Origin of the sequence: Bdellovibrio sp. BCCA (assembly GCF_037996825.1) — a bacterium.
Classification (GTDB): Bacteria; Bdellovibrionota; Bdellovibrionia; order Bdellovibrionales; family Bdellovibrionaceae; genus Bdellovibrio.
In genome coordinates this window covers 337,010-355,569 of the sequence record NZ_JBBNAC010000001.1, presented here as the reverse complement: position 1 = coordinate 355,569, position 18,560 = coordinate 337,010, and the positions used below count along the sequence as shown (strand labels likewise).

Sequence of the window (18,560 nt, the reverse complement as noted above, 5' to 3'; positions counted from 1 at the left end):
GGGCTCGCTGCGGAACTCGCGTCAGAACTGTATTTCCCAACCCTCAATGCGACACAGTTTGGTCGAACAAAACGTTTAGATTAGAGACTTCCTTAAAAATTTGAAAACCACCGGCGGAAGGCTTTCGTGGGTGCCTCCTAGCTAAAGGAGTTTTTGGTGGGAAATTTTTAGGAGAATATTTGTGTGCGTTAGTATTGTTTGAGCGCTAATAAATTGCACTTGTATTGCTTTTTCGATATTCAAGTAGGAAGTGTTTTTCTTGTTTTAGTAAGGATGAATTTATGAGTTTGAACTTCACCGAGATTGAAGCGAAATGGCAGCAGAAGTGGGAAGAGAAAAAGGCGTTTCATGCTGAGACGAATAGTTCTAAGCCGAAGTATTATGCTCTCGACATGTTTCCGTATCCTTCTGGTTCGGGACTTCATATTGGGCATATGGCTTCTTACACTCCCGGCGATATTGTTTCTCGCTACAAGCGTGCGAAGGGGTTCAATGTTCTTCATCCGATGGGATATGATGCTTTTGGTTTGCCTGCAGAGCAGTATGCGATTCAAACAGGCATTCATCCTGCGATCACGACTCAAAAAGCTATTGAGAGTTTCCGTAAAACTTTAAAATCTTTTGGTTTTAGTTTCGACTGGAGTCGTGAGATCTCTACTTGTGAACCTAGCTACTACAAGTGGACTCAATTTATTTTCTTAAAACTTTATGAACAGGGCCTTGCTTATCAAAAAGAAGTTCCTGTGAACTGGTGCCCAGCTTTGAAAACGGTTTTGGCGAACGATGAAGTCATCGACGGAAAATCAGAGCGTGGTGGTCATCCCGTTATTCGTGTTCCGATGAAACAGTGGATGCTTAAGATCACAGACTATGCTGAGCGCTTGTTGAATGATCTTGATAAAGTCGACTGGCCAGAAAGAACAAAAGAAGCGCAACGCAACTGGATTGGAAAAAGCGAAGGCGCACGTGTGACATTCAAGTTGGATAGTCACCCTGAAACTTTTGGGGTCTTCACTACTCGTCCTGATACATTGTTTGGTGTCACTTTCATGGTGATGGCTCCTGAGCATGAGCTTGTGAAAAAAATCACAACGAAAGAACAGCACCGCAATGTCGAAGAGTACGTAACAGCGACTTCTCGTAAATCAGAAGTGGAACGTAAAGCGACGACTGAAAAAACAGGTGTTTTCACAGGCGCGCACGCCATTCATCCAATCACGGGCGATAAAATTCCTATTTGGATTGCGGACTATGTTTTGATGGATTATGGAACTGGTGCGATCATGGCGGTTCCTGGTCACGATGCTCGTGATCATGAATTTGCAACGAAATTCCATCTTCCGATCAAACGTGTTTTGGAAGGTGGCGACACTCTTCCGTTTGAAGGAGAAGGCACTTTAGTTAATTCTGATTTCTTAAACGGTCTTTCTAAGTCTGATGCGATCAAAAAAATGCTTTCTCATTTGGAAAGCCACAAGTTGGGCGTGCGCGAAGTTCAGTACAAGTTGCGTGACTGGTTGTTCAGCCGTCAACGTTACTGGGGCGAACCGTTCCCGATTGTTCACTACGCTGATGGCTCGCGCGGAGTCCCTGTGAATGAGCTTCCGGTGATTTTACCTGAAGTCGCAGACTATGAACCTTCTGACTCTGGAGAAGCTCCTTTGGCTCGCAATGCCGAATGGGTTCAGTACAAAAACGGCGGTCGTCGCGAGACAGACACGATGCCGGGTGCGGCGGGCTCTTCCTGGTACTTCTTGCGTTACATTGACCCTCAAAACGACAAAGCTCCGTTCAGTCCTGACGCTGAAAAATACTGGATGCCTGTGGATCTTTACGTTGGTGGACCGGAGCACACCGTAGGGCATTTACTTTACTCTCGCTTCTGGATGAAGGTTCTTTTTGACTGCGGCCTTGTGACTCACGATGAGCCTTTCCAAAAGTTGCTTCACCAAGGAATGATCTTGGGACCAGATGGTGAAAAAATGTCGAAATCTCGTGGAAACGTGATTTCTCCGGAAGACATTGCGAAAACTCATGGTGCCGATGCGATGAGAACCTTTATCAGCTTCATGGGTCCGGTGGACAAGGACAAACCTTGGGCTCCGACGGGCATTGATGGCGTGAAGCGTTTCTTGGACCGCATTTCTCGCCTTGTGGTGAACGACGACGGTCAAACGATCGCAACGAAAGACGCGGCTCCGGCAGAGGTTCAGAAATTAGTTCATAAAACGATTAAAAAAGTCACAGAAGACATCGAGACGATGAGCTTTAACACAGCGATCAGCGCGATGATGATCCTTGTAAACGAGCTTTACAAGGCAGAATGCCGCTCGGAAATGGCCTTAAAACCACTCGTTCAGATTTTGGCTCCTTTTGCTCCGCACTTGGCGGAAGAATTGTGGGAAAAAATGGGCGGAGAGGGACTTTGCTCTTTGGCTCCATGGCCAAAATATGATAGTACCCTCGTCGCTGATGACACTGTAACTATCGGCGTGCAAGTGAATGGAAAAATGCGCGGCACGATCGAGATTAGCCCGACAGCTTCCGAAGACGAAGCGTTGGCGGCGGCGAAAGCCGTTTCTGCAGTTTCCTCAGTTTTGGCTGGAAAAAATCCCGACAAGGTGATTTATAAGGCTGGCAGAATTTTGAATTTGATCGTTAAATAATTTTGGGTTCTTTACCGAAAAGGACCCCAACAAATAACATGGGGTCCTTTCAAGGCCCCTAACTGCGAGGGCCAAAAGAGATGTCTAATTGGAGTCCTGAGAAAAGCGCTGAGCTTTATGGGATCAACAACTGGGGCAACGGTTATTTCAGAATCAACGGAGCAGGTAATGTTTCCGTTACTCCAATGGGAGCAAACGGTCCGTCAGTGGACTTGTTTGATTTAACCCAAGATCTTTTGGACCGCGGTATTCGCGTTCCAATCATGATTCGCTTTCCTGACATCATCAAAGCTCGTGTTGAGCTTTTGAATAACTGCTTTCAAAAAGCTTTCGCAGATCACGGCTACAAAGGTGGCTACCGTGGCGTTTACCCGATCAAGGTGAACCAACAGCGCCACCTTGTTCAAGAGCTTGTGAAATACGGCAAAGGCTTCCACATGGGCCTTGAAGCCGGTTCCAAACCAGAGCTTCTTGTGGTTCTTGCTTTGATGAACACGGAAAACGCGTTGATCATCTGCAACGGCTTTAAAGATGCTGAATACATCGAAACAGCGATCCTTTCTCAAAAATTGGGAAGAAACACGATCATCGTTGTCGACCGTAAAGAAGAATTGAAAATGATCGTCGACGTAGCGAAGAAATTCAACGCTCGTCCAAAAATCGGTTTCCGCGCAAAATTGAACACTCAAGGTGCAGGTAAATGGGTTGATTCTTCCGGCGCTCGCTCGAAGTTCGGCTTAACAGCAACAGAGATCGTTGAAGGCGTTGAGTTCTTGAAAAAAGAAGGCATGCTTGATTGCCTTGAACTTCTTCATTACCACATCGGCTCTCAAGTTCCACAAATTCAATCAATCAAGTCTTCTTTGAAAGAAGGCGCTCGTTTCTATACGGAACTTCACAAAATGGGTGCAGGCCTTAAGTACATCGACGTGGGCGGCGGCCTCGGTGTTGACTACGACGGCTCAGGCCACTCTGACAGCTCTATCAACTACTCTGAACAGGAGTACGCGAACGACATCGTGTCTGTTTTGCAAACTCTTTGTGATGAAAAAGGCATTCCTCATCCAAACATCGTGACAGAGTCTGGCCGCTTCTTGGTGGCGCATCACTCTGTTTTGATCTTTAACGTGATGGGTATCAACGACCTTCACCGTCATGAACCGCCTCGTCCTGCTGCGAAGACAGATCCTTCGATCATGCAAGACATGCAGTACATTTTTGAAAAAGTGAACAAAGACAATATCAACGAATGTTTCAATGACCTTGAACAAGCAAAACAAGAGACGTTGCAACTTTTCACGTACGGCGTTTTGAGTCTTGAACAACGTGCATGGTGTGAAAGCATGTACTTCGCTATCGCCACAAAAATGGTGAAACTAGCGAAAACTGTTCCAGACACAGAAGACATCATCACAGCGCTTTCTAAAGAGCTTTGCGATACTTATTTCTCAAACTTCTCTGTGTTCCAATCTGTTCCTGACTCTTGGGCCGTAGGACAACTTTTCCCAGTGGTTCCAATTCACCGCCTTGGTGAAGAACCAGGCCGTGAAGCGACGTTGGCAGATTTGACTTGCGACTCTGACGGTGTGATTGAAAAATTCATCGACACAGAATCTGGCGAACCAAAAGAAACAATTCGCTTGCACAAGTTCACAGACGGTCAACAGTACTATCTTGGCGTGTTCCTCACAGGCGCATACCAAGAGATCCTAGGCGACCTTCACAACTTGTTCGGCGATACAGACGCAGTTCACATTTCATTGAACGGCGTTGGATACACAATCGACCACTACGTTCCAGGCGACACCGTAACGGAAGTTCTTTCTTACGTTCAATACGGCCGCTCTGAAATGGTAGACAGCGTTCGTCAAGCCACAGAAGAATCAATCCAAAAAGGTTCGATCACAAAACAAGAAGCAAAGCTCCTAATCAAGCACTACGAGGAAGGCCTCTCCGGCTACACATACCTCGAAGAAGCCGAATAGGTACCTGCTTCCCTCCGTGTCGATTTAGTACATGAGTTAACCAAGCCCGCAGCCACACTCTGCGGGCTTTTTTTTATTCTGTGATCCTGCGGATTTTTACCATCTAACTTTTCTTCTATATTCTAAGAATTAAGACCTTCAAGAGTCTGTGAGATAAGCCATCTCAAATATACTCTCTTTAAGCATGGCATTTGGTTCGCAATACGGAAATGTCATCCGATAAACGGAAGGAGAAAATTATGAAAGCTACAAACCTTAAAAAAACACTTATTGCCGTGATTGTTTTGGCCACGGCCCCATATGCCAACGCAGCGGCCTTAAATAATGCGGAAATTTCATCTGTTCGAAGCGTTTTACGCGCATTGAACATCGATGAATCTCAACTTACTAATGAAGACATTGAAGTTCTTAGAAATCAAGGCGGCAATATCCGTAGCTACGAAAAATCAAAATCAAATCTCTTACAAAAGGCTTCAGATGGCGAAATCTATCGAACCTGTGGACAAGGTTCTCATGGTGGCGACGGCGATCCCGTATAATTAAAAAAAGGACGACCTCCATGAAAGATATTATTTGTAAAGCCGTGAATTTTAAAGATTATCAAAACTCAAAATCACAGACTCTCATTGACATGATCTTTCAAGATCTCCTGACATTACTAAGATTTGTTCACAAAGCGCAAAAAGGAGGGCTTCTTAACGAACCCTTCTTTTTTACCAATCAAATAAATTATCTAGATTCCATTTGGCACCATTTCATTCTCCATACAAAATTGTATCATGATTTTTGCAGCAGCGAGTTTGGTGAATACTTGCATCACCATCCTGAAGCACTCAACGTAGAATCCAATGAAAACAATATTTCAATGGAAGAAGTGCTAAAACAGCAAATGACGTTGTTAGAAAATCACTTAGGACCCGAATTCGTTAACAGAATATTTTTTATTTATCCCGAATTATTAAAATGAGGATCACTATGCTACCGAAAGAACTAGAAAACGGATTTGTTATTCGAGAAGTTACACAGCAAGAGCTATCGACGATCCTAAGATTGAATTTTGACCGCATTTTTAAGAATCGCTCCAATGAATTATTCAGCAGTTCAATCCCCGATGACATTAATTTGAAAATAAAAGAACGGGCCAACAAGGACAATCGATTTCGACTTCGTTTAGTCTTATTTCAAGGACAAGAAGTCGTCGGTTGGCATTTCGGTTATGCCGTCGACGCTGAAACTTACTATATGCAAAATTCAGCCATCCTCGAATCTTTCCGCGGCCAAGGACTCTATGGACGCCTATTAGAAACAGTACTTGAAAGAATATCTGAAGAAGGATTTCAAGTTGTGACAAGTTCGCATCATCCCAACAATGCCGCCGTCCTGATTCCCAAACTGAAAGCGGGTTTCATAATAAACTCAGTGCAGTTCCATGAAAAATTTCGTTTTTTAGTAGATCTTAAATATTTTTTTTGCCCCAATAGACGCAAAGCTTTTGGGAAAAATATAGGTCTGGATCTATAAGCAAAGGTACCTGCTTCCCTCCGTATCGAATAAGGACGCTTGGTTTTAAAAACGATTCACTTCCAAATGATGAATAAAAGTTCCACTCTTTCTTTTCGGAAGTCCGAATTGAGGTTTTTGGAGACCCTTTTTGATCTCTTCCCAATCGTTGTCCTTAGGCTTTGTATTTAACCATTCCAAAGTTGCGCTCGGGGTTTCTTCTAAAAGGAGATCGCGCACAAGAGGGATCACTCCTCTCCTCATTCCCAGTCGAATTTGCAGAGTACTAAAGGAGTATTCCTCCACGCGCTTGCAAAGACCTGCCTCTACGGGATTCCGATATAAATATTTATAAACATGTTCAAGGTAGTTCGACTTACCAATCACTGAACGAAAATATCTCGATCCATAGGTTTGATTGATTCTTCCAGCTCCGCGAGAAATCACACGGGACGTTTCCCTCATAAAATAGTTCATGGCCTCGGACATATTATTCTCGGGAAATCGAACAATGAGGTGAAAGTGATTACTCATTAATACAAAGGCATGAATTTCTACTTTGTAGGCACAATGGATAAAATAAAGATAGTTGGACATGACGGTCCAGACTTCCTCTATCGGAAGATCGAACCATTCTTTATTATGGCAGCGAGCGGTGATGTGATACGGAAATTCGGGTGTATAAATTTGCTTCTGTCTTGGCATATGGTTGGCCAATAAGCAAAAAGGCTCCCGTTGAGAGGAGCCTTTTAATTTCTATTTGAATTCTTATCTGTCCGAAGTCAGACCATGTACCTAAATCGACACGAAGGGAAGCAGGTACCTACATCTTTGCGTCGAAGGCGTCGCGGACGGCGAGACCGATGTTGATCAAAACTGTTAGTGTTAGGACGATAGCGACCATTGGTCCCCATACTAGCCACTCGGCGATTGTGAACCATTTTTGGGCTTGAGCCATGAGTTCACCCCAACTTGGTGTTGGTGGAACAAGTCCTAGTCCCAAGTAATCCAGGAAAGAAAGTGTATTCACGCCGCCTGCGATAAAGAACGGAGCAAATGTCACGATCGGAGTCAGACCATTTGGAAGAATGTGTTTTCCGATAATGCGTTTGTGATCAGCACCGATGGCTTTTGCTGCTTCAACGTACTCACGCTTTCTTAAAGAAAGGAACTGCGCACGCATGTAAGCAGAAATACCTGTCCATCCGAAGAAAGACACAAGAAGAATCAGAATCGGTAAGCTTGGCGTAAAGATCGAGATGATCGTGATTAACACGAACAAGATCGGCACACTCTCCACGACTTCAACGACACGTTGGCCAACCAAGTCGACCTTCCCGCCCTTGTAACCCATCAACGCACCCAAGGTGATACCCAAAGCATAAGTCACAATCCAGCTTCCCAATGCGAAGAGCATTGTGTAGCGGAAACCGTAAAGAAGACGAGTCATCACGTCACGGCCACTTTCGTCTGTACCGATCCAATTTACTTTCGTTGGAGGAGACGGATAAGTGTCGACGGATTTATTGCTCTCGTAAGGGTCCCACTGGATAACCGGCCACACAGCCCAGTCACCCTCACCCATCTCAAGCTGACGGTAATCCATGACGTAGATATCTTCACGGCCGAAGGCTGTCGGATGGTAGTCTACGAAAAGTGGGAAATACAATTTCCCGTGATAGCTCATGATATGAGGACGGTTGTTTGCCCATAGCTCCGCAGTGAAGCTAAAGAAGAACATCGTCAACAAAACCCAAACAGAGATGACGGCCACACGGTCGCGCTTAAAGCGTTTATATCTTTTAAGCGTAAGCTCATTCTTAATAAGATATTTTTGAATTGGATCCATCATTTGAAGTCAATCCTTGGGTCGATAAGAACATAGATGATGTCGCTAAATACGCGGCCAAGCATCAAGAGCAACGAAGAAATAAACGTAATTCCCATGATCACGTTGTAGTCACGAGAAAGAACTGATTGATAACCAAGAAGGCCGATACCGTCCAAGTTGAACATCTGCTCGATGATCAAAGAACCTGCAAGGAAAGCCCCGAAGAAACCACCCAAGCCTGTTGCAATCGGAATCAAAGCATTACGGAGAGCATGCTTAAAGATAACAACCTTTTCAGACAAACCCTTAGCGCGAGCCGTACGAACAAAGTCTGATTTCACGACGTCGAGCATCGAGTTTCGCATCAAGATAGAAAGTTCGGTGAAACCACCGATCATATAACAAATCAAAGGAAGAACAAAGTGATGAGCGCGATCTAAAATCTTGCCCATCGTCGTCAACGACTCGTAGTCGTCTGACTGGAAGCCCCCAATAGGGAACATATTTAATTTACCCGCAAACACAACGATCAAGAAGATACCCAATACCAGCGGAGGAATGGAGTAAGTGAGATTGAGCAGGATCGTGGTCACACGGTCAAAGGAAGCTCCGGCTTTAATCGCCTTCCGCACCCCTAAAGGAATACACACAATATATGTCAGAATCAAAGAAGCGATACCGAAGGACAAAGAAACAGGAAGTTTACTTTTGATAACGTCGATAACAGGCTCTTGATAAGTGAAGCTTTCGCCGAAATCCAAACGCGCTAGGTTTTTTACCCAAATGATGTAGCGTTCGTGCAACGGCTTATCAAAGCCATATTGTTTTTTGAGGGCTTCGATAACCTCCTCATTCACCGACGTATCACCACGAGTGTTGATACCACCGCCACCACCGCCGCCTCCGCCACCGGCAGATCCGAAACGGATCGCTTGCAGCTTCTGCTCAATGGGACTTCCCGGAGCCAAGTTAATCAGCACAAAGGTCAAAACGGTGATCCCGAAGAACGTCGGGATCATCAAAAGCAATCGGCGAATCAGGTAAACGATCAAAGCCCTACTCCAAACAGAAAAAAACTTAAAGATAGCTACGCTGTATTTTTAATTTTAACAAGGCGCTAGGAGGAAGGCGTACATTGTACGCCGACGAACGAAGCAACGCAGGTAAAATTAAAAAGACTGCGTGGCGAAAGCTCTTATTGAGCTTTCAACCACCAGTAGTCTCTACCAATTTCGTACTTAAATGTCTCGGCTGGCATGCCCATACGAGAAGAATTTGCATAAAATGCATACTTGTCGTTGAAAAGGAACGCGTAAGGAGCGTCTTCAGCGATCTTCGCGTAAACCTTTTTAAGTGCAGCAACACGTTTTGCTTTATTCGGCTCAACGCGAGCTTCGTCGATCAATTTATCAACTTCAGGGTTTTTGTAAGCGATGAAGTTAGATCCACCAACTACAGCACTTGCAGAGTGCCAGATTTGTTTTGGATCTGGATCTACAGAACCGCCACCCCAAGCCATTGTCACAGCGTCGAAGTTACCTTCGTCAACAAGCTTCAAGAATGAGTTCCACTCAAGATATTTCAACTCCATATCGATGCCGGCTTTTTTCAAGTCTTCACGATACATAGTGTAGTATTTTTCAACGTCTTTAGACGGATAGATCAATGTGAATTTGAATTCAGTTTTCTTACCGTTAACAGTTTTTTCTAAAACACCGTTTTTATCAGTGTCTGTCCAACCAGCTTTAGCCAAAAGTTCTTGAGCTTTTTTCGGATTGAACTCAATCGCTTTGTTGCCTGGGTTGTATTCAGAGCGCAAGTAGATCGCGCCGTTTGCCAAATCAGACATACCGTAACGGAACTTTTTGTTCATCTCTTCACGGTTCAAAAGGTGTGCAAGAGCGACACGCACGTTTCTGTCTTGGAACAATTCTTTGCGGAAGTTCCAACCGATGAAACCGTAAGATTTAGGAGCGCTGTTTTCAACTTTGTGCTTAAGGATCGTTTTACCCCAAGGAGCGCCTTCTGTTTTCTTCATGAACGCTTCAACACGCATATCAAGGTAATCCAACTCACCTTTTTTCGCGCGCTCAAGCTCTACGTTTTCATCTTTGTAGAAACGAAGAGTGATTGTGTCGAAGTTGTACATGCCTTTGAAAGCCGCGTCGTTGTTGCCGTACCATTTGTCGAACTTTTTAAGAGTGATCAATTGGCCACGGTCAAATTTAGAAAGAACGTAAGGACCCGCGCAGATAAGTTGGCGGTTCATTTTCTTAGACTTCTCAACATCGCTGTAAACTTTTTTTGGAATTACAGTCAAAGTCGCCGCAGATTCGAAGTTGTTGAAATAAAGATCTTTCGCAGTGAAACGAACCGTCTTTGGATCCAGAACTTCTACTTTTGCGATACCTTCAAAGTAAGGACGCAAGTGAGCTGCTTCATACTTTGGTTCAAAGATCGCGTCGAAAGAGAATTTCACGTCGTCAGCCGTTACAGGCGTGCCGTCGTGGAAAACTGCGTCTTTGCGGATGTGGAATGTGAATACTTTGTTATCTTTGGAGATATCCCATTTTTCTGCCAAACGAGGTTTCCACTCGTAAGTCTCAGCATCGCGAGTTGCCAAGCCGTCACATACGTAATTTTGCACGTTACGGGAGTAAACGTCTGTCGCAGTGATAGGATGTACTGTTGGAGGTTCTCCCCCAAGGTTGAAGACGAAATTTCCGCCTTTAGGAGCGTTCGCATTTGGTGCTGCTGCTAAAGCGGGTGCTGTCAAAGCTGAGCTCAGAAGTAGAGCTAGGAGACCCTTCATATTCATTGTGTTTCCTCCAAAGAATTTCGTAGGGAATTTCAATAGTTCCCAAAGTGCGCTTAAAATGGGTTATGCGAGAAAAATAATCAAGTTATTGCTCGATTGACGCCATGCTTAAATGTTATATAAGTTAGTCTTTCTAAGGAGAAAATAAATGTCTGAAAAGACGGTAAAATTCGATCCAACTACGACCATTTCTGCTGAGTTCGGCATCTTTGGAATCCCTATGACGGAGGAAGAATCCAAAGTCGTTTTGGTTCCGGTTCCCTGGGAGGTTACGACTTCCTACGGTGAAGGCGCTTCTCGCGGCCCTCAAATCATCCGCCAAGCCAGTGAACAGATTGACCTTTTTGACATCGAAGTCGGCAAGGCTTACGAAGTCGGCTACCACATGCGCGACTTCCCGGAAGATCTTTGTAAAATGAACGACAAGTTCAAGGCCGTGGCGCAAGAGCTTATCGAAATGCGAACAAACCTCAGCGAAGATGAAGCCAAAATGAACTCTCTCGCAGCGCAAGTGAACACGGCTTGCGAAGAGATGACTCAATGGGTTTATGACCAGTGCTCTGACGTTTTGAAAAAGGGAAAGCTTTTGGGTCTTGTCGGCGGAGACCACTCAACTCCTTTGGGAGCGATCCGTGCGGTGAGTGACAAGTTTAAAGGCGACTTTGGCGTGCTCCATATCGATGCCCATGCAGATTTACGCAAAGCCTACCAAGGTTTCAAACAATCTCACGCATCGATCATGTACAACGTGATGACAGATGCGAAGAAACCAAAAAAACTAGTACAAATCGGTATTCGTGATTTCTGCGAAGAAGAATATGACTTCAGCAATTCTCGCGAAGACATCAAAACATTCTATGACTTGGATTTAAAGCGTCGTCTTTTGAAAGGCGAAACTTGGGAACAAGTTTGTAAGGACATCATCAAAGAACTTCCGCAAAACGTTTATATCTCTTTTGATATCGACGGTCTTGATCCTGCGTTCTGCCCTCACACAGGAACTCCAGTTCCAGGTGGCTTGAGTGTCGATCAAGTGTTCTTCTTGTTCCGCGAAGTTCATGCTTCGGGTCGCAAGATCATCGCTTTTGACTTGAATGAAGTTTCTACTGGCGGCCTTGAAGAGCACGAAGTGGAGTGGGACGGCAACGTCGGCGCCCGCATTCTTTATAAAATGTGCGGCTGGTTGGTGAAGAGCAATGCTTAAAGTTTACGAATACGCGAAATGTTCCACATGTGTGAAGGCTTTGAAAATCTTAGATGCTAAGAAAGTGAAATACGACAAACTTCCTATTGTCGATAAAGCTCCTTCACAAAAAGAACTTAAAGAAATGCTTGCCGCTTTGAAAGAACGCGGCGGCGGCATTCGCAATCTCTTTAATACGTCAGGCCTTGTCTATAAAGAAATGAAGCTGAGCGAAAAGCTTCCGTCTATGACTGAAGCTGAAGCGATCAAACTTCTTTCTGAAAACGGCAAGTTGGTGAAAAGACCGTTCGTCATCGGTGACGATATTCATCTTGTCGGGTTTAAAGAAGACGAATGGAAAAAAGTTTTCTAGGATTCTTTTTGAGACGAAAATAAAAAAGGCACTTCCTCAGAAGGTATTTCATACTTTTTTGAAATACCAAATTTATGCCAAAAACCTGGGTTGTCTCAGAATGAGATTTAAGTTTTCGGATGATGACGATGACGACGGTCCACTTTAAGAGCATCCGTTTTATTCATTTTGTAAACGAAGTAAGCTCCCGCAAGAACAATCGCCATAGTTAAAATAACAATCCAGAGGCTGATCATAAAATCTCCCTTCAAAAATATTTTACTCGAAGAGAGCGGCAGAGACCAAGACCCTAAGGTCCTGACTCTGCCAAAGGACATATTAATAACAAAGAGTCGCGCCCGTTTCAGGACTGCAACCAGGCCAGAAAGTTTTTTTGCAAATCATATTTTGCGGAGTTTTCCACTTTCCTTTAGCCATGCACGATTGCCAATAAGCACTGCTCACATCAGATGCCTGGGCATCAAAATCAGCAACTACGGCTTTCATTAAATCGCGCGCTTGCGCCTGTGACATATCTAATTTTTGCGCCATTAACGCTAAAGAGTCTGGATCTGGAAGACTTCTTTTGCTGATCGCTTTGATGTCTTTCTGATTCAAACCAATGCGAGTAAAGGCATTCAAGCCCTCTGTTGATACTTTCGCAAAAGCATCTTGAATTTGCTCTGCAGCTTGCAGGCTTATTTGATGTCTTTGAGCGAATGCCACAGCTTCTGGATTTGTTCCCAAATCAATTTGCGTGTTGGCTTCATAACAGCGATATCTTCCGCATTCACGATAACGTGGAGGACGACGATCATGATGGTGACCATGGCCATGGTCGCCGGCACCAATGCCAATGCCGATGGCAACGCCGATAGCTCCTGCTGCAATATCCGAAGAATCACAGCCTGTATTACAAAACAAAGTGGTGATGAGAAGCCCTGATAGAATAATCTTCTTCATAGTGGTCCTTTCTTTTAAAGCGATGTCTCTTTGGCACCGCCCATTGAGCAGTCCGACAAGGAAGCAACGAAAGTGCCAAAACAAAGCGCACCACTAAAAGGTTTTCGAAAAAATAATTGAGACAGCAGAAGTACTTTAGATTGCGAATCTTAATTGCGATGAGTCAATGCGTGGGGATTCTTTCTTCTGTGATCCCAAACGAACTCCAAGCCCCACAAGTCGCACCGGAACTCCACGACGATTCCACGCGTTCTCAAGCAAGCGCTCAAAATCTTCGATGACAGGAACTTCATGAAAAACTTCTTCGCATGTTGTCTGTTTAAAATCGAAGAACTTTAATTTCACGACAATACCTTTGATGCGATCTTGATACTCCCCTTTTTCAAGACGATAGAGGAAGTCTTCATAAATCGGCGGAAGAGTCTTAAGACAATCTTCCAAAGTTTGCAGATCTTTATTGAAGGTCTCTTCCACCGTGAGAGATTTTCTTTCCCACTCGGTGATCACTTCACGGTGATCTTCACCGCGAGCAAAGTCATAAAGTTCTTGGGCGCGAGAACCGAACCAAGTCTGAAGCTCTAAGACCGTATACTTCTGAATGTCACCACAAGTGTAAAGACCCAGATCGTGCATCTTTTGCGCGGTTACTTTGCCAACGCCAAAGATTTTTTCAACCGGAAGGTCTTTCACAAAAGCTGAAACATCTTGCGGACGGATCACGAATTGACCGTTGGGTTTTTTCCAATCGCTGGCGATCTTTGCGAGGAACTTATTTGGAGCTACACCAGCTGAGGCCGTGAGATTGAGTTCTGTGTAAATCAAACGACGGATTTCTTGGGCAATCAGCGTGGCACTGCCACCAAATTGAGTGCACTCAGTGACATCTAAATACGCTTCATCCAACGACAACGGTTCAATTTTGTTTGTGAATCTTTGAAGAATTTCACGGACTTTGCGACTCTCAGCTTTGTACAAGTCAAAATGCGGAGGAACTAAAATCAACTGCGGGCACAAACGCACAGCTTGCGAAGAAGGCATGGCCGAGCGCACACCAAATTTGCGTGCCTCGTAGCTTGCGGTCGTAAGAACACTGCGAGTGTTTGGAGGTCCACCGATTCCTAAAGGCTTCCCTTTGAGTTCTGGGCGGTATTTCACCTCCACGGCCGCGTAAAAGCAGTCCATGTCGACATGAATGATCTTCTTCATTTACACATTATTTACATATCTAAATTATGAAATCAAGTAGGATCTGCTTCCATGTCGGCAGGAGTCGGGGCCGTATCAGGAAGGCCTTTTACAGGTACAAACTTCGCCGCAATCATTGCATGAGCTTTTTCGGCAATCACACCACGGTCATCTTCGACTGTTGTGTGGATTTGTTCTAAAAACTCAATTTCCGCCGTGACAGATTTCAAGGTCATGGTCTTCCACATTGAAGTGACAAAAGGAATGTCACCGTACCAACAAACATGGTCGCGCCACTTGAGCGAAAATTCTTCGCCATTGATTTCACGGAAGTTAATGACGACAGGCTGAATCGGCACGCCCGCTTGTGCGGCCGCCATCATCAAAGTCTTTTTAAATGGCAAAACTTTTTCACCGTTTGTAGACGTTGCTTCTGGATACAAGACGACTCTGAAACCATTTTTCAGAGAGGAAACTATGGATTTCATTTCATCTAAAATTTTCGTGCGGCTACGTCGCTCAACATAAATGCAGCCACCCATTTCCGTAAGAAGTCCTAAAAACGGAGTTTCGCGCATTTCATTTGAAGTCACAAAGAGCATGGGGAAACACGTCGCCAATGAAAGAATATCTACAAAACCCATGTGATTGCTGACGACTAAAAATTTCTGATCATCAGAAGGCTTGTTAACGACGTTGAGTTTTAAGCCCAATCCTTTGATCATCAAACCACAGAAAAACTGTGTGTTGCGAGAAAAGCGACGAAGACGTTTTTCAGGATCGCGAATCGTCCAATGGCAAACAAAAGACCACATAAGAAAACTGAGGATCACAAGAACGAATAAAATAAATCTGTAGACTCCGCGAAGTCCGGCTTGAATTTCTTCCACAGACTTCATTTAAATCCGCTTGGGCTAAAATCGTCAAGGGTCTTGCGGACAACTCTGGGCGCACAAAATAAGATTCTTAGGTCTTCCTCATTTGCAAGGCGTTTTAAGGAGTTTCCTACGTTCGCCCAGAACGCAGAAGTGAGTTTACTTTGCCAACCCCAATCCTTAATTGCAGTCGACTTCTGCGATATTAAGGTAAAGATTGCGCGCAAAGGCTCTGGCTTTTCCTTCGCCCATCAATGTTGCGGCTAAATTCCCGCGAAGGATGGCAGAGCCTCCACACTCGGTTTCAACCATGGCCTCTTGTTGACCCAAAGATTTATTTACTTTGGAAGCTTGGTCGATGGCCTCGACTTCCAAGATTTGTTTTACGCCTTGGCTGCCCGCTTTAAAAATTTCCAAATCAATGCGTGCTTTTGTTTGCGCAGGATAAGCGCGAAGACTTGCTAATTGATGACTGTCAGAAACTACAATTTTCTTCCCGACTGATGCCTTAAGAGGAAGAGCAAAAGTACACGTGCCTCTCGCGATACGCTTGTCTTCTTCTTTTTTCAGATACAATCCAGTGGGAATGACAAAACGCCCTTCGCTCACTTCCGTGACATCATGAGTTCCAACTTGGTTTTCGCAGGCATTTCCCGCGATTTCGACAGTTCCTAAATTCAAAGCTTTAGCTTGAACAACAAAGAGAAAACCAGTTGCTAGAATCAAAGCGCCTTTACTCATAAATCCCCCTTTGTGATGGCTGGAGCTTTTTGCTACCAGATTTTCCACCCTGAATAGCTCTATTCAAAGAGAATGCCAGAGTCAAAGATGCACCGATGAGACTGTCATTTAACCGGTCGTCAACATACCACTCGCGATACCCGTAACAGTTTCTCGCAAAAGAAGAATGTCTTTGTCTTGCAGCGCCAAAAGCTGCAGGACATTCAAAGGATGAATCAACGGAGAACGCAGTGAAATACTGGTTTCTAACCAAGGGCGATACCACAAAAGACTTTTCTCTCCGGTGATTTCGTGAACGGCTTTCTTACAAGCCGCAAACTCTTTTTCAAAGCGTGCGACAAATGAATCGGCCACTTCTTTAGGAAGACGCGAAGAATGCAGATACATCGCAAAAATATCCAACTCGATTTTTTCTAAAGTAAATCCCAAAACTTTAATATAGGACCTAAAAAGAGAACTTTGCGCAAAAGCTTTTTGATATCGAGATTTTTCTTCTGATGAAAGTGTTTGCCAAAAACTCCCGACACCCCACCAACTCGGGAACAGCGCTCGTGTCTGGGTCCAGCAAAGCACCCACGGAATCGCCCGGAGATTTGTTAAATCAACGGCACCTTGGCGTTTCGACGGACGCGAACCCATTCGCAAGTCTTTCATAAACGAATACGGCGTCGCCCACTCGATTAGTTCTAAAAAGTGCGGGGCTTTCAAAATCTCACGATATTCATTCTGCACAAAATCAGAAAGCCTTTGCAGGTCTTTTTCCACGGATTCTTTGGCTGGGACTTTCTTTCTTCCCTGATCACGAGCCGCCGCAAATCTTTCAAGCTGCCTTAAAAGAATTTCTGGCGACGTGTAGTTGCGATAAATCATTTCTCCCTGAACGGTGGCTTTCACGGTTGCTAACGCTGACTCAGGCCACCACTCAGTTTGCTCTTGAACCGAACCGCCTCCCCGCTCCACGCTTCCCCCAGAACCGTGGAAGAAAATGGGAACGAGACCGTGTTTTTTGATAGCCGCTTCCAAACGCTCCAGGGCAGAGTGAATTAAAAAACGCGATGGGAAAGAACCGTTTTCTTTCGCAGAATCCGAGTATCCCACCATCACTTCCAATTTTTTGGACCAATACTTTTGAATAAGCTGACGACGCTGGGGACTTTTCAAAAATTCTTCGATGATAGAGACGCCAGATTCTAAAGCATTAGCACTTTCAAAAAGAGGGACTATGGGCAAACGCGCCTTTCCCAAAAATCTTTCAGCAAGCGAAATTCCGGCAATAATATCTTGAGCGGACTCGGTATGACTTAGAACAAATCCACGCACATAAAACCGGGGATCATGTTGAGGTGAGATCTGCGCCAAGGCCTTAAGCATTCTCGAAATAGCATATTTACGAGGGCTTCCCTTTAAAGATTCATGCACCAAAGAGCTGTCTTCACGAAGCTCCAAAGGAACCACAAGGCCCGGGAAAATCTTCATTAATTCGCGAATTTCAAAAAGGCTTGGGGATTCTACAGTAAAGATACTTTTATAAGTCTTCGCGGTCTGATCCAGAATCTGTTTTAGCGCGTGGACTCGATGAGAGTCTCCCGTGCGAATTTTTTGAATTTTCGTCAGATGCGATCTGATTTTTTTTGATTGCAGAATAAGGGCCTGAACTTTCTTTTTGTCCCAAGAATGTGCAAGTGGCTCTAGGTCAGCAAAATAGTTTCGCAGTTTTTCGTGAATCCATTCCAGCAAAAATCCTCGCGCCATCTGCAAACTTCCGAGCATCGTCTTTTCATCGACACCGGGATGACCGTCTTTATCTCCACCGACCCAGGTACGAATATAAAATGGCAGCTTTAGTTTTCTTTGTTGAATGAACACATCCAAAATATCTTTTTGCAAAGCCAAGGAGTAAATATACTCGGCCTCATCCATCACCGAGGGCTTTCTTTGTTTGGACATGGGAATGCGCCACACCCATTTAATTAAGACGTGCAGGTCCTGTAAATCTTGGTCTTCAGAGTGATCTAAATGTTTTTCTAAAAGCGTTTGAATCTTTTTAAAATAATAAATGATGTCGGGATTACGGGATTCTGTCGGATGAGCCGTCAAAACATGAATGATACGACCGTATCTGTGTGACTCCAAAGTTTCTTTTTTAAATTCTTCTTTAAGACGAAAAGTGCGATAAGCGGCCTCGCAGGCATTGATAAGTTCCAACATCAGTGAAAACGAATGAGCGATGTCATAACGCTCTTTAGACGACAAAGACGCTAAATCTTTTTTCAGTTTCAGAAGACCTTGCAGGCTTTGACCATTATCAGATTTGACATAGCGACGGATGTTTTCAATTCTTTGAAAACCTTTGGTGCCCAGCTCGGACTCAATCACGCGTCCTAACTCACTGACCGACCAATCGACAAGACTTGTAAGTTCTTTGGGAAGTGTTTGTGTCATATCTTCACTATGAAATAAG

The 18,560-nt window shown here is 44.4% G+C and carries 17 protein-coding genes; 7 read left to right on the top strand and 10 right to left on the bottom strand.

Annotation, left to right across the window (positions count from 1 at the left end; all coding sequences use genetic code 11):
- Positions 1–281 precede the first annotated feature (281 nt).
- From leuS to AAAA78_RS01790, 5 genes are all read left to right on the top strand, one after another.
- Positions 282–2,666, top strand: a complete 2,385-nt coding sequence (gene leuS, locus AAAA78_RS01810) for a leucine--tRNA ligase (protein WP_340590019.1) — start codon at positions 282–284, stop codon at positions 2,664–2,666.
- An 80-nt stretch (positions 2,667–2,746) separates the two neighbouring features.
- Positions 2,747–4,651: a biosynthetic arginine decarboxylase gene (gene speA / locus AAAA78_RS01805; RefSeq protein ID WP_340590018.1), complete on the top strand. Its 1,905-nt coding sequence runs from the start codon at positions 2,747–2,749 to the stop codon at positions 4,649–4,651.
- A gap of 239 nt (positions 4,652–4,890) precedes the next feature.
- A complete protein-coding gene (locus AAAA78_RS01800; protein WP_340590017.1) occupies positions 4,891–5,190 on the top strand; it encodes a hypothetical protein in 300 nt (99 codons plus the stop codon).
- A gap of 20 nt (positions 5,191–5,210) precedes the next feature.
- Complete coding sequence (locus AAAA78_RS01795) at positions 5,211–5,618, top strand: hypothetical protein (protein ID WP_340590016.1); 408 nt, start codon at positions 5,211–5,213, stop codon at positions 5,616–5,618.
- A gap of 8 nt (positions 5,619–5,626) precedes the next feature.
- Positions 5,627–6,172: a GNAT family N-acetyltransferase gene (locus AAAA78_RS01790; protein ID WP_340590015.1), complete on the top strand. Its 546-nt coding sequence runs from the start codon at positions 5,627–5,629 to the stop codon at positions 6,170–6,172.
- A gap of 45 nt (positions 6,173–6,217) precedes the next feature.
- On the opposite strand, the gene AAAA78_RS01785 is transcribed toward AAAA78_RS01790, so the two are convergent.
- The 4 genes from AAAA78_RS01785 to AAAA78_RS01770 form a co-directional block, all read right to left on the bottom strand.
- Entirely contained in the window at positions 6,218–6,856 is a 639-nt protein-coding gene (locus AAAA78_RS01785; protein ID WP_340590014.1) for a transposase, read from the bottom strand.
- A gap of 118 nt (positions 6,857–6,974) precedes the next feature.
- Positions 6,975–8,003, bottom strand: coding sequence for an ABC transporter permease subunit (locus AAAA78_RS01780; RefSeq protein WP_340590013.1), 1,029 nt, complete (start codon positions 8,001–8,003; stop codon positions 6,975–6,977).
- The gene (locus AAAA78_RS01775; RefSeq protein ID WP_340590012.1) at positions 8,000–9,034 is read right to left on the bottom strand and encodes an ABC transporter permease subunit; all 1,035 of its coding nucleotides are present in this window, start codon (positions 9,032–9,034) and stop codon (positions 8,000–8,002) included. Before AAAA78_RS01775 ends, AAAA78_RS01780 begins: the two co-directional genes overlap by 4 nt.
- A gap of 143 nt (positions 9,035–9,177) precedes the next feature.
- Positions 9,178–10,794, bottom strand: a complete 1,617-nt coding sequence (locus tag AAAA78_RS01770; protein ID WP_340590011.1) for a peptide-binding protein — start codon at positions 10,792–10,794, stop codon at positions 9,178–9,180.
- A gap of 154 nt (positions 10,795–10,948) precedes the next feature.
- Here AAAA78_RS01770 and AAAA78_RS01765 point away from each other — a divergent pair, with 154 nt between their 5' ends.
- Entirely contained in the window at positions 10,949–12,004 is a 1,056-nt protein-coding gene (locus AAAA78_RS01765) for an agmatinase family protein (RefSeq protein WP_340590010.1), read from the top strand.
- Positions 11,997–12,356: an arsenate reductase family protein gene (locus tag AAAA78_RS01760; RefSeq protein WP_340590009.1), complete on the top strand. Its 360-nt coding sequence runs from the start codon at positions 11,997–11,999 to the stop codon at positions 12,354–12,356. Before AAAA78_RS01765 ends, AAAA78_RS01760 begins: the two co-directional genes overlap by 8 nt.
- Before the next feature lie 107 nt (positions 12,357–12,463).
- On the opposite strand, the gene AAAA78_RS01755 is transcribed toward AAAA78_RS01760, so the two are convergent.
- The 6 genes from AAAA78_RS01755 to AAAA78_RS01730 form a co-directional block, all read right to left on the bottom strand.
- The gene (locus tag AAAA78_RS01755; RefSeq protein ID WP_295903056.1) at positions 12,464–12,592 is read right to left on the bottom strand and encodes a hypothetical protein; all 129 of its coding nucleotides are present in this window, start codon (positions 12,590–12,592) and stop codon (positions 12,464–12,466) included.
- Positions 12,593–12,674: 82 nt separating this feature from the next.
- Positions 12,675–13,298 carry a hypothetical protein gene (locus tag AAAA78_RS01750; protein WP_340590008.1) on the bottom strand — a complete coding sequence of 208 codons (624 nt, stop codon included), beginning with the start codon at positions 13,296–13,298 and terminating at the stop codon, positions 12,675–12,677.
- A gap of 135 nt (positions 13,299–13,433) precedes the next feature.
- Positions 13,434–14,504 carry a DNA polymerase IV gene (dinB, locus tag AAAA78_RS01745; protein ID WP_340590007.1) on the bottom strand — a complete coding sequence of 357 codons (1,071 nt, stop codon included), beginning with the start codon at positions 14,502–14,504 and terminating at the stop codon, positions 13,434–13,436.
- A 32-nt stretch (positions 14,505–14,536) separates the two neighbouring features.
- Positions 14,537–15,382, bottom strand: a complete 846-nt coding sequence (locus tag AAAA78_RS01740; RefSeq protein WP_340590006.1) for a lysophospholipid acyltransferase family protein — start codon at positions 15,380–15,382, stop codon at positions 14,537–14,539.
- Between the two features lie 156 nt (positions 15,383–15,538).
- The gene (locus AAAA78_RS01735; RefSeq protein WP_340590005.1) at positions 15,539–16,099 is read right to left on the bottom strand and encodes a hypothetical protein; all 561 of its coding nucleotides are present in this window, start codon (positions 16,097–16,099) and stop codon (positions 15,539–15,541) included.
- Between the two features lie 108 nt (positions 16,100–16,207).
- Entirely contained in the window at positions 16,208–18,541 is a 2,334-nt protein-coding gene (locus tag AAAA78_RS01730; RefSeq protein ID WP_340590004.1) for a phosphoenolpyruvate carboxylase, read from the bottom strand.
- Between the last annotated feature and the right edge of the window lie 19 nt (positions 18,542–18,560).

Bases quoted from the DNA above. Each gene is read 5' to 3' on its own strand.
- leuS (WP_340590019.1), top strand. From the start codon at position 282: ATGAGTTTGAACTTCACCGAGATTGAAGCGAAATGGCAGCAGAAGTGG.
- speA (WP_340590018.1), top strand. From the start codon at position 2,747: ATGTCTAATTGGAGTCCTGAGAAAAGCGCTGAGCTTTATGGGATCAAC.
- AAAA78_RS01800 (WP_340590017.1), top strand. From the start codon at position 4,891: ATGAAAGCTACAAACCTTAAAAAAACACTTATTGCCGTGATTGTTTTG.
- AAAA78_RS01795 (WP_340590016.1), top strand. From the start codon at position 5,211: ATGAAAGATATTATTTGTAAAGCCGTGAATTTTAAAGATTATCAAAAC.
- AAAA78_RS01790 (WP_340590015.1), top strand. From the start codon at position 5,627: ATGCTACCGAAAGAACTAGAAAACGGATTTGTTATTCGAGAAGTTACA.
- AAAA78_RS01785 (WP_340590014.1), bottom strand. From the start codon at position 6,856: ATGCCAAGACAGAAGCAAATTTATACACCCGAATTTCCGTATCACATC.
- AAAA78_RS01780 (WP_340590013.1), bottom strand. From the start codon at position 8,003: ATGATGGATCCAATTCAAAAATATCTTATTAAGAATGAGCTTACGCTT.
- AAAA78_RS01770 (WP_340590011.1), bottom strand. From the start codon at position 10,794: ATGAAGGGTCTCCTAGCTCTACTTCTGAGCTCAGCTTTGACAGCACCC.
- AAAA78_RS01765 (WP_340590010.1), top strand. From the start codon at position 10,949: ATGTCTGAAAAGACGGTAAAATTCGATCCAACTACGACCATTTCTGCT.
- AAAA78_RS01760 (WP_340590009.1), top strand. From the start codon at position 11,997: ATGCTTAAAGTTTACGAATACGCGAAATGTTCCACATGTGTGAAGGCT.
- AAAA78_RS01755 (WP_295903056.1), bottom strand. From the start codon at position 12,592: ATGATCAGCCTCTGGATTGTTATTTTAACTATGGCGATTGTTCTTGCG.
- AAAA78_RS01750 (WP_340590008.1), bottom strand. From the start codon at position 13,298: ATGAAGAAGATTATTCTATCAGGGCTTCTCATCACCACTTTGTTTTGT.
- dinB (WP_340590007.1), bottom strand. From the start codon at position 14,504: ATGAAGAAGATCATTCATGTCGACATGGACTGCTTTTACGCGGCCGTG.
- AAAA78_RS01740 (WP_340590006.1), bottom strand. From the start codon at position 15,382: ATGAAGTCTGTGGAAGAAATTCAAGCCGGACTTCGCGGAGTCTACAGA.
- AAAA78_RS01735 (WP_340590005.1), bottom strand. From the start codon at position 16,099: ATGAGTAAAGGCGCTTTGATTCTAGCAACTGGTTTTCTCTTTGTTGTT.
- AAAA78_RS01730 (WP_340590004.1), bottom strand. From the start codon at position 18,541: ATGACACAAACACTTCCCAAAGAACTTACAAGTCTTGTCGATTGGTCG.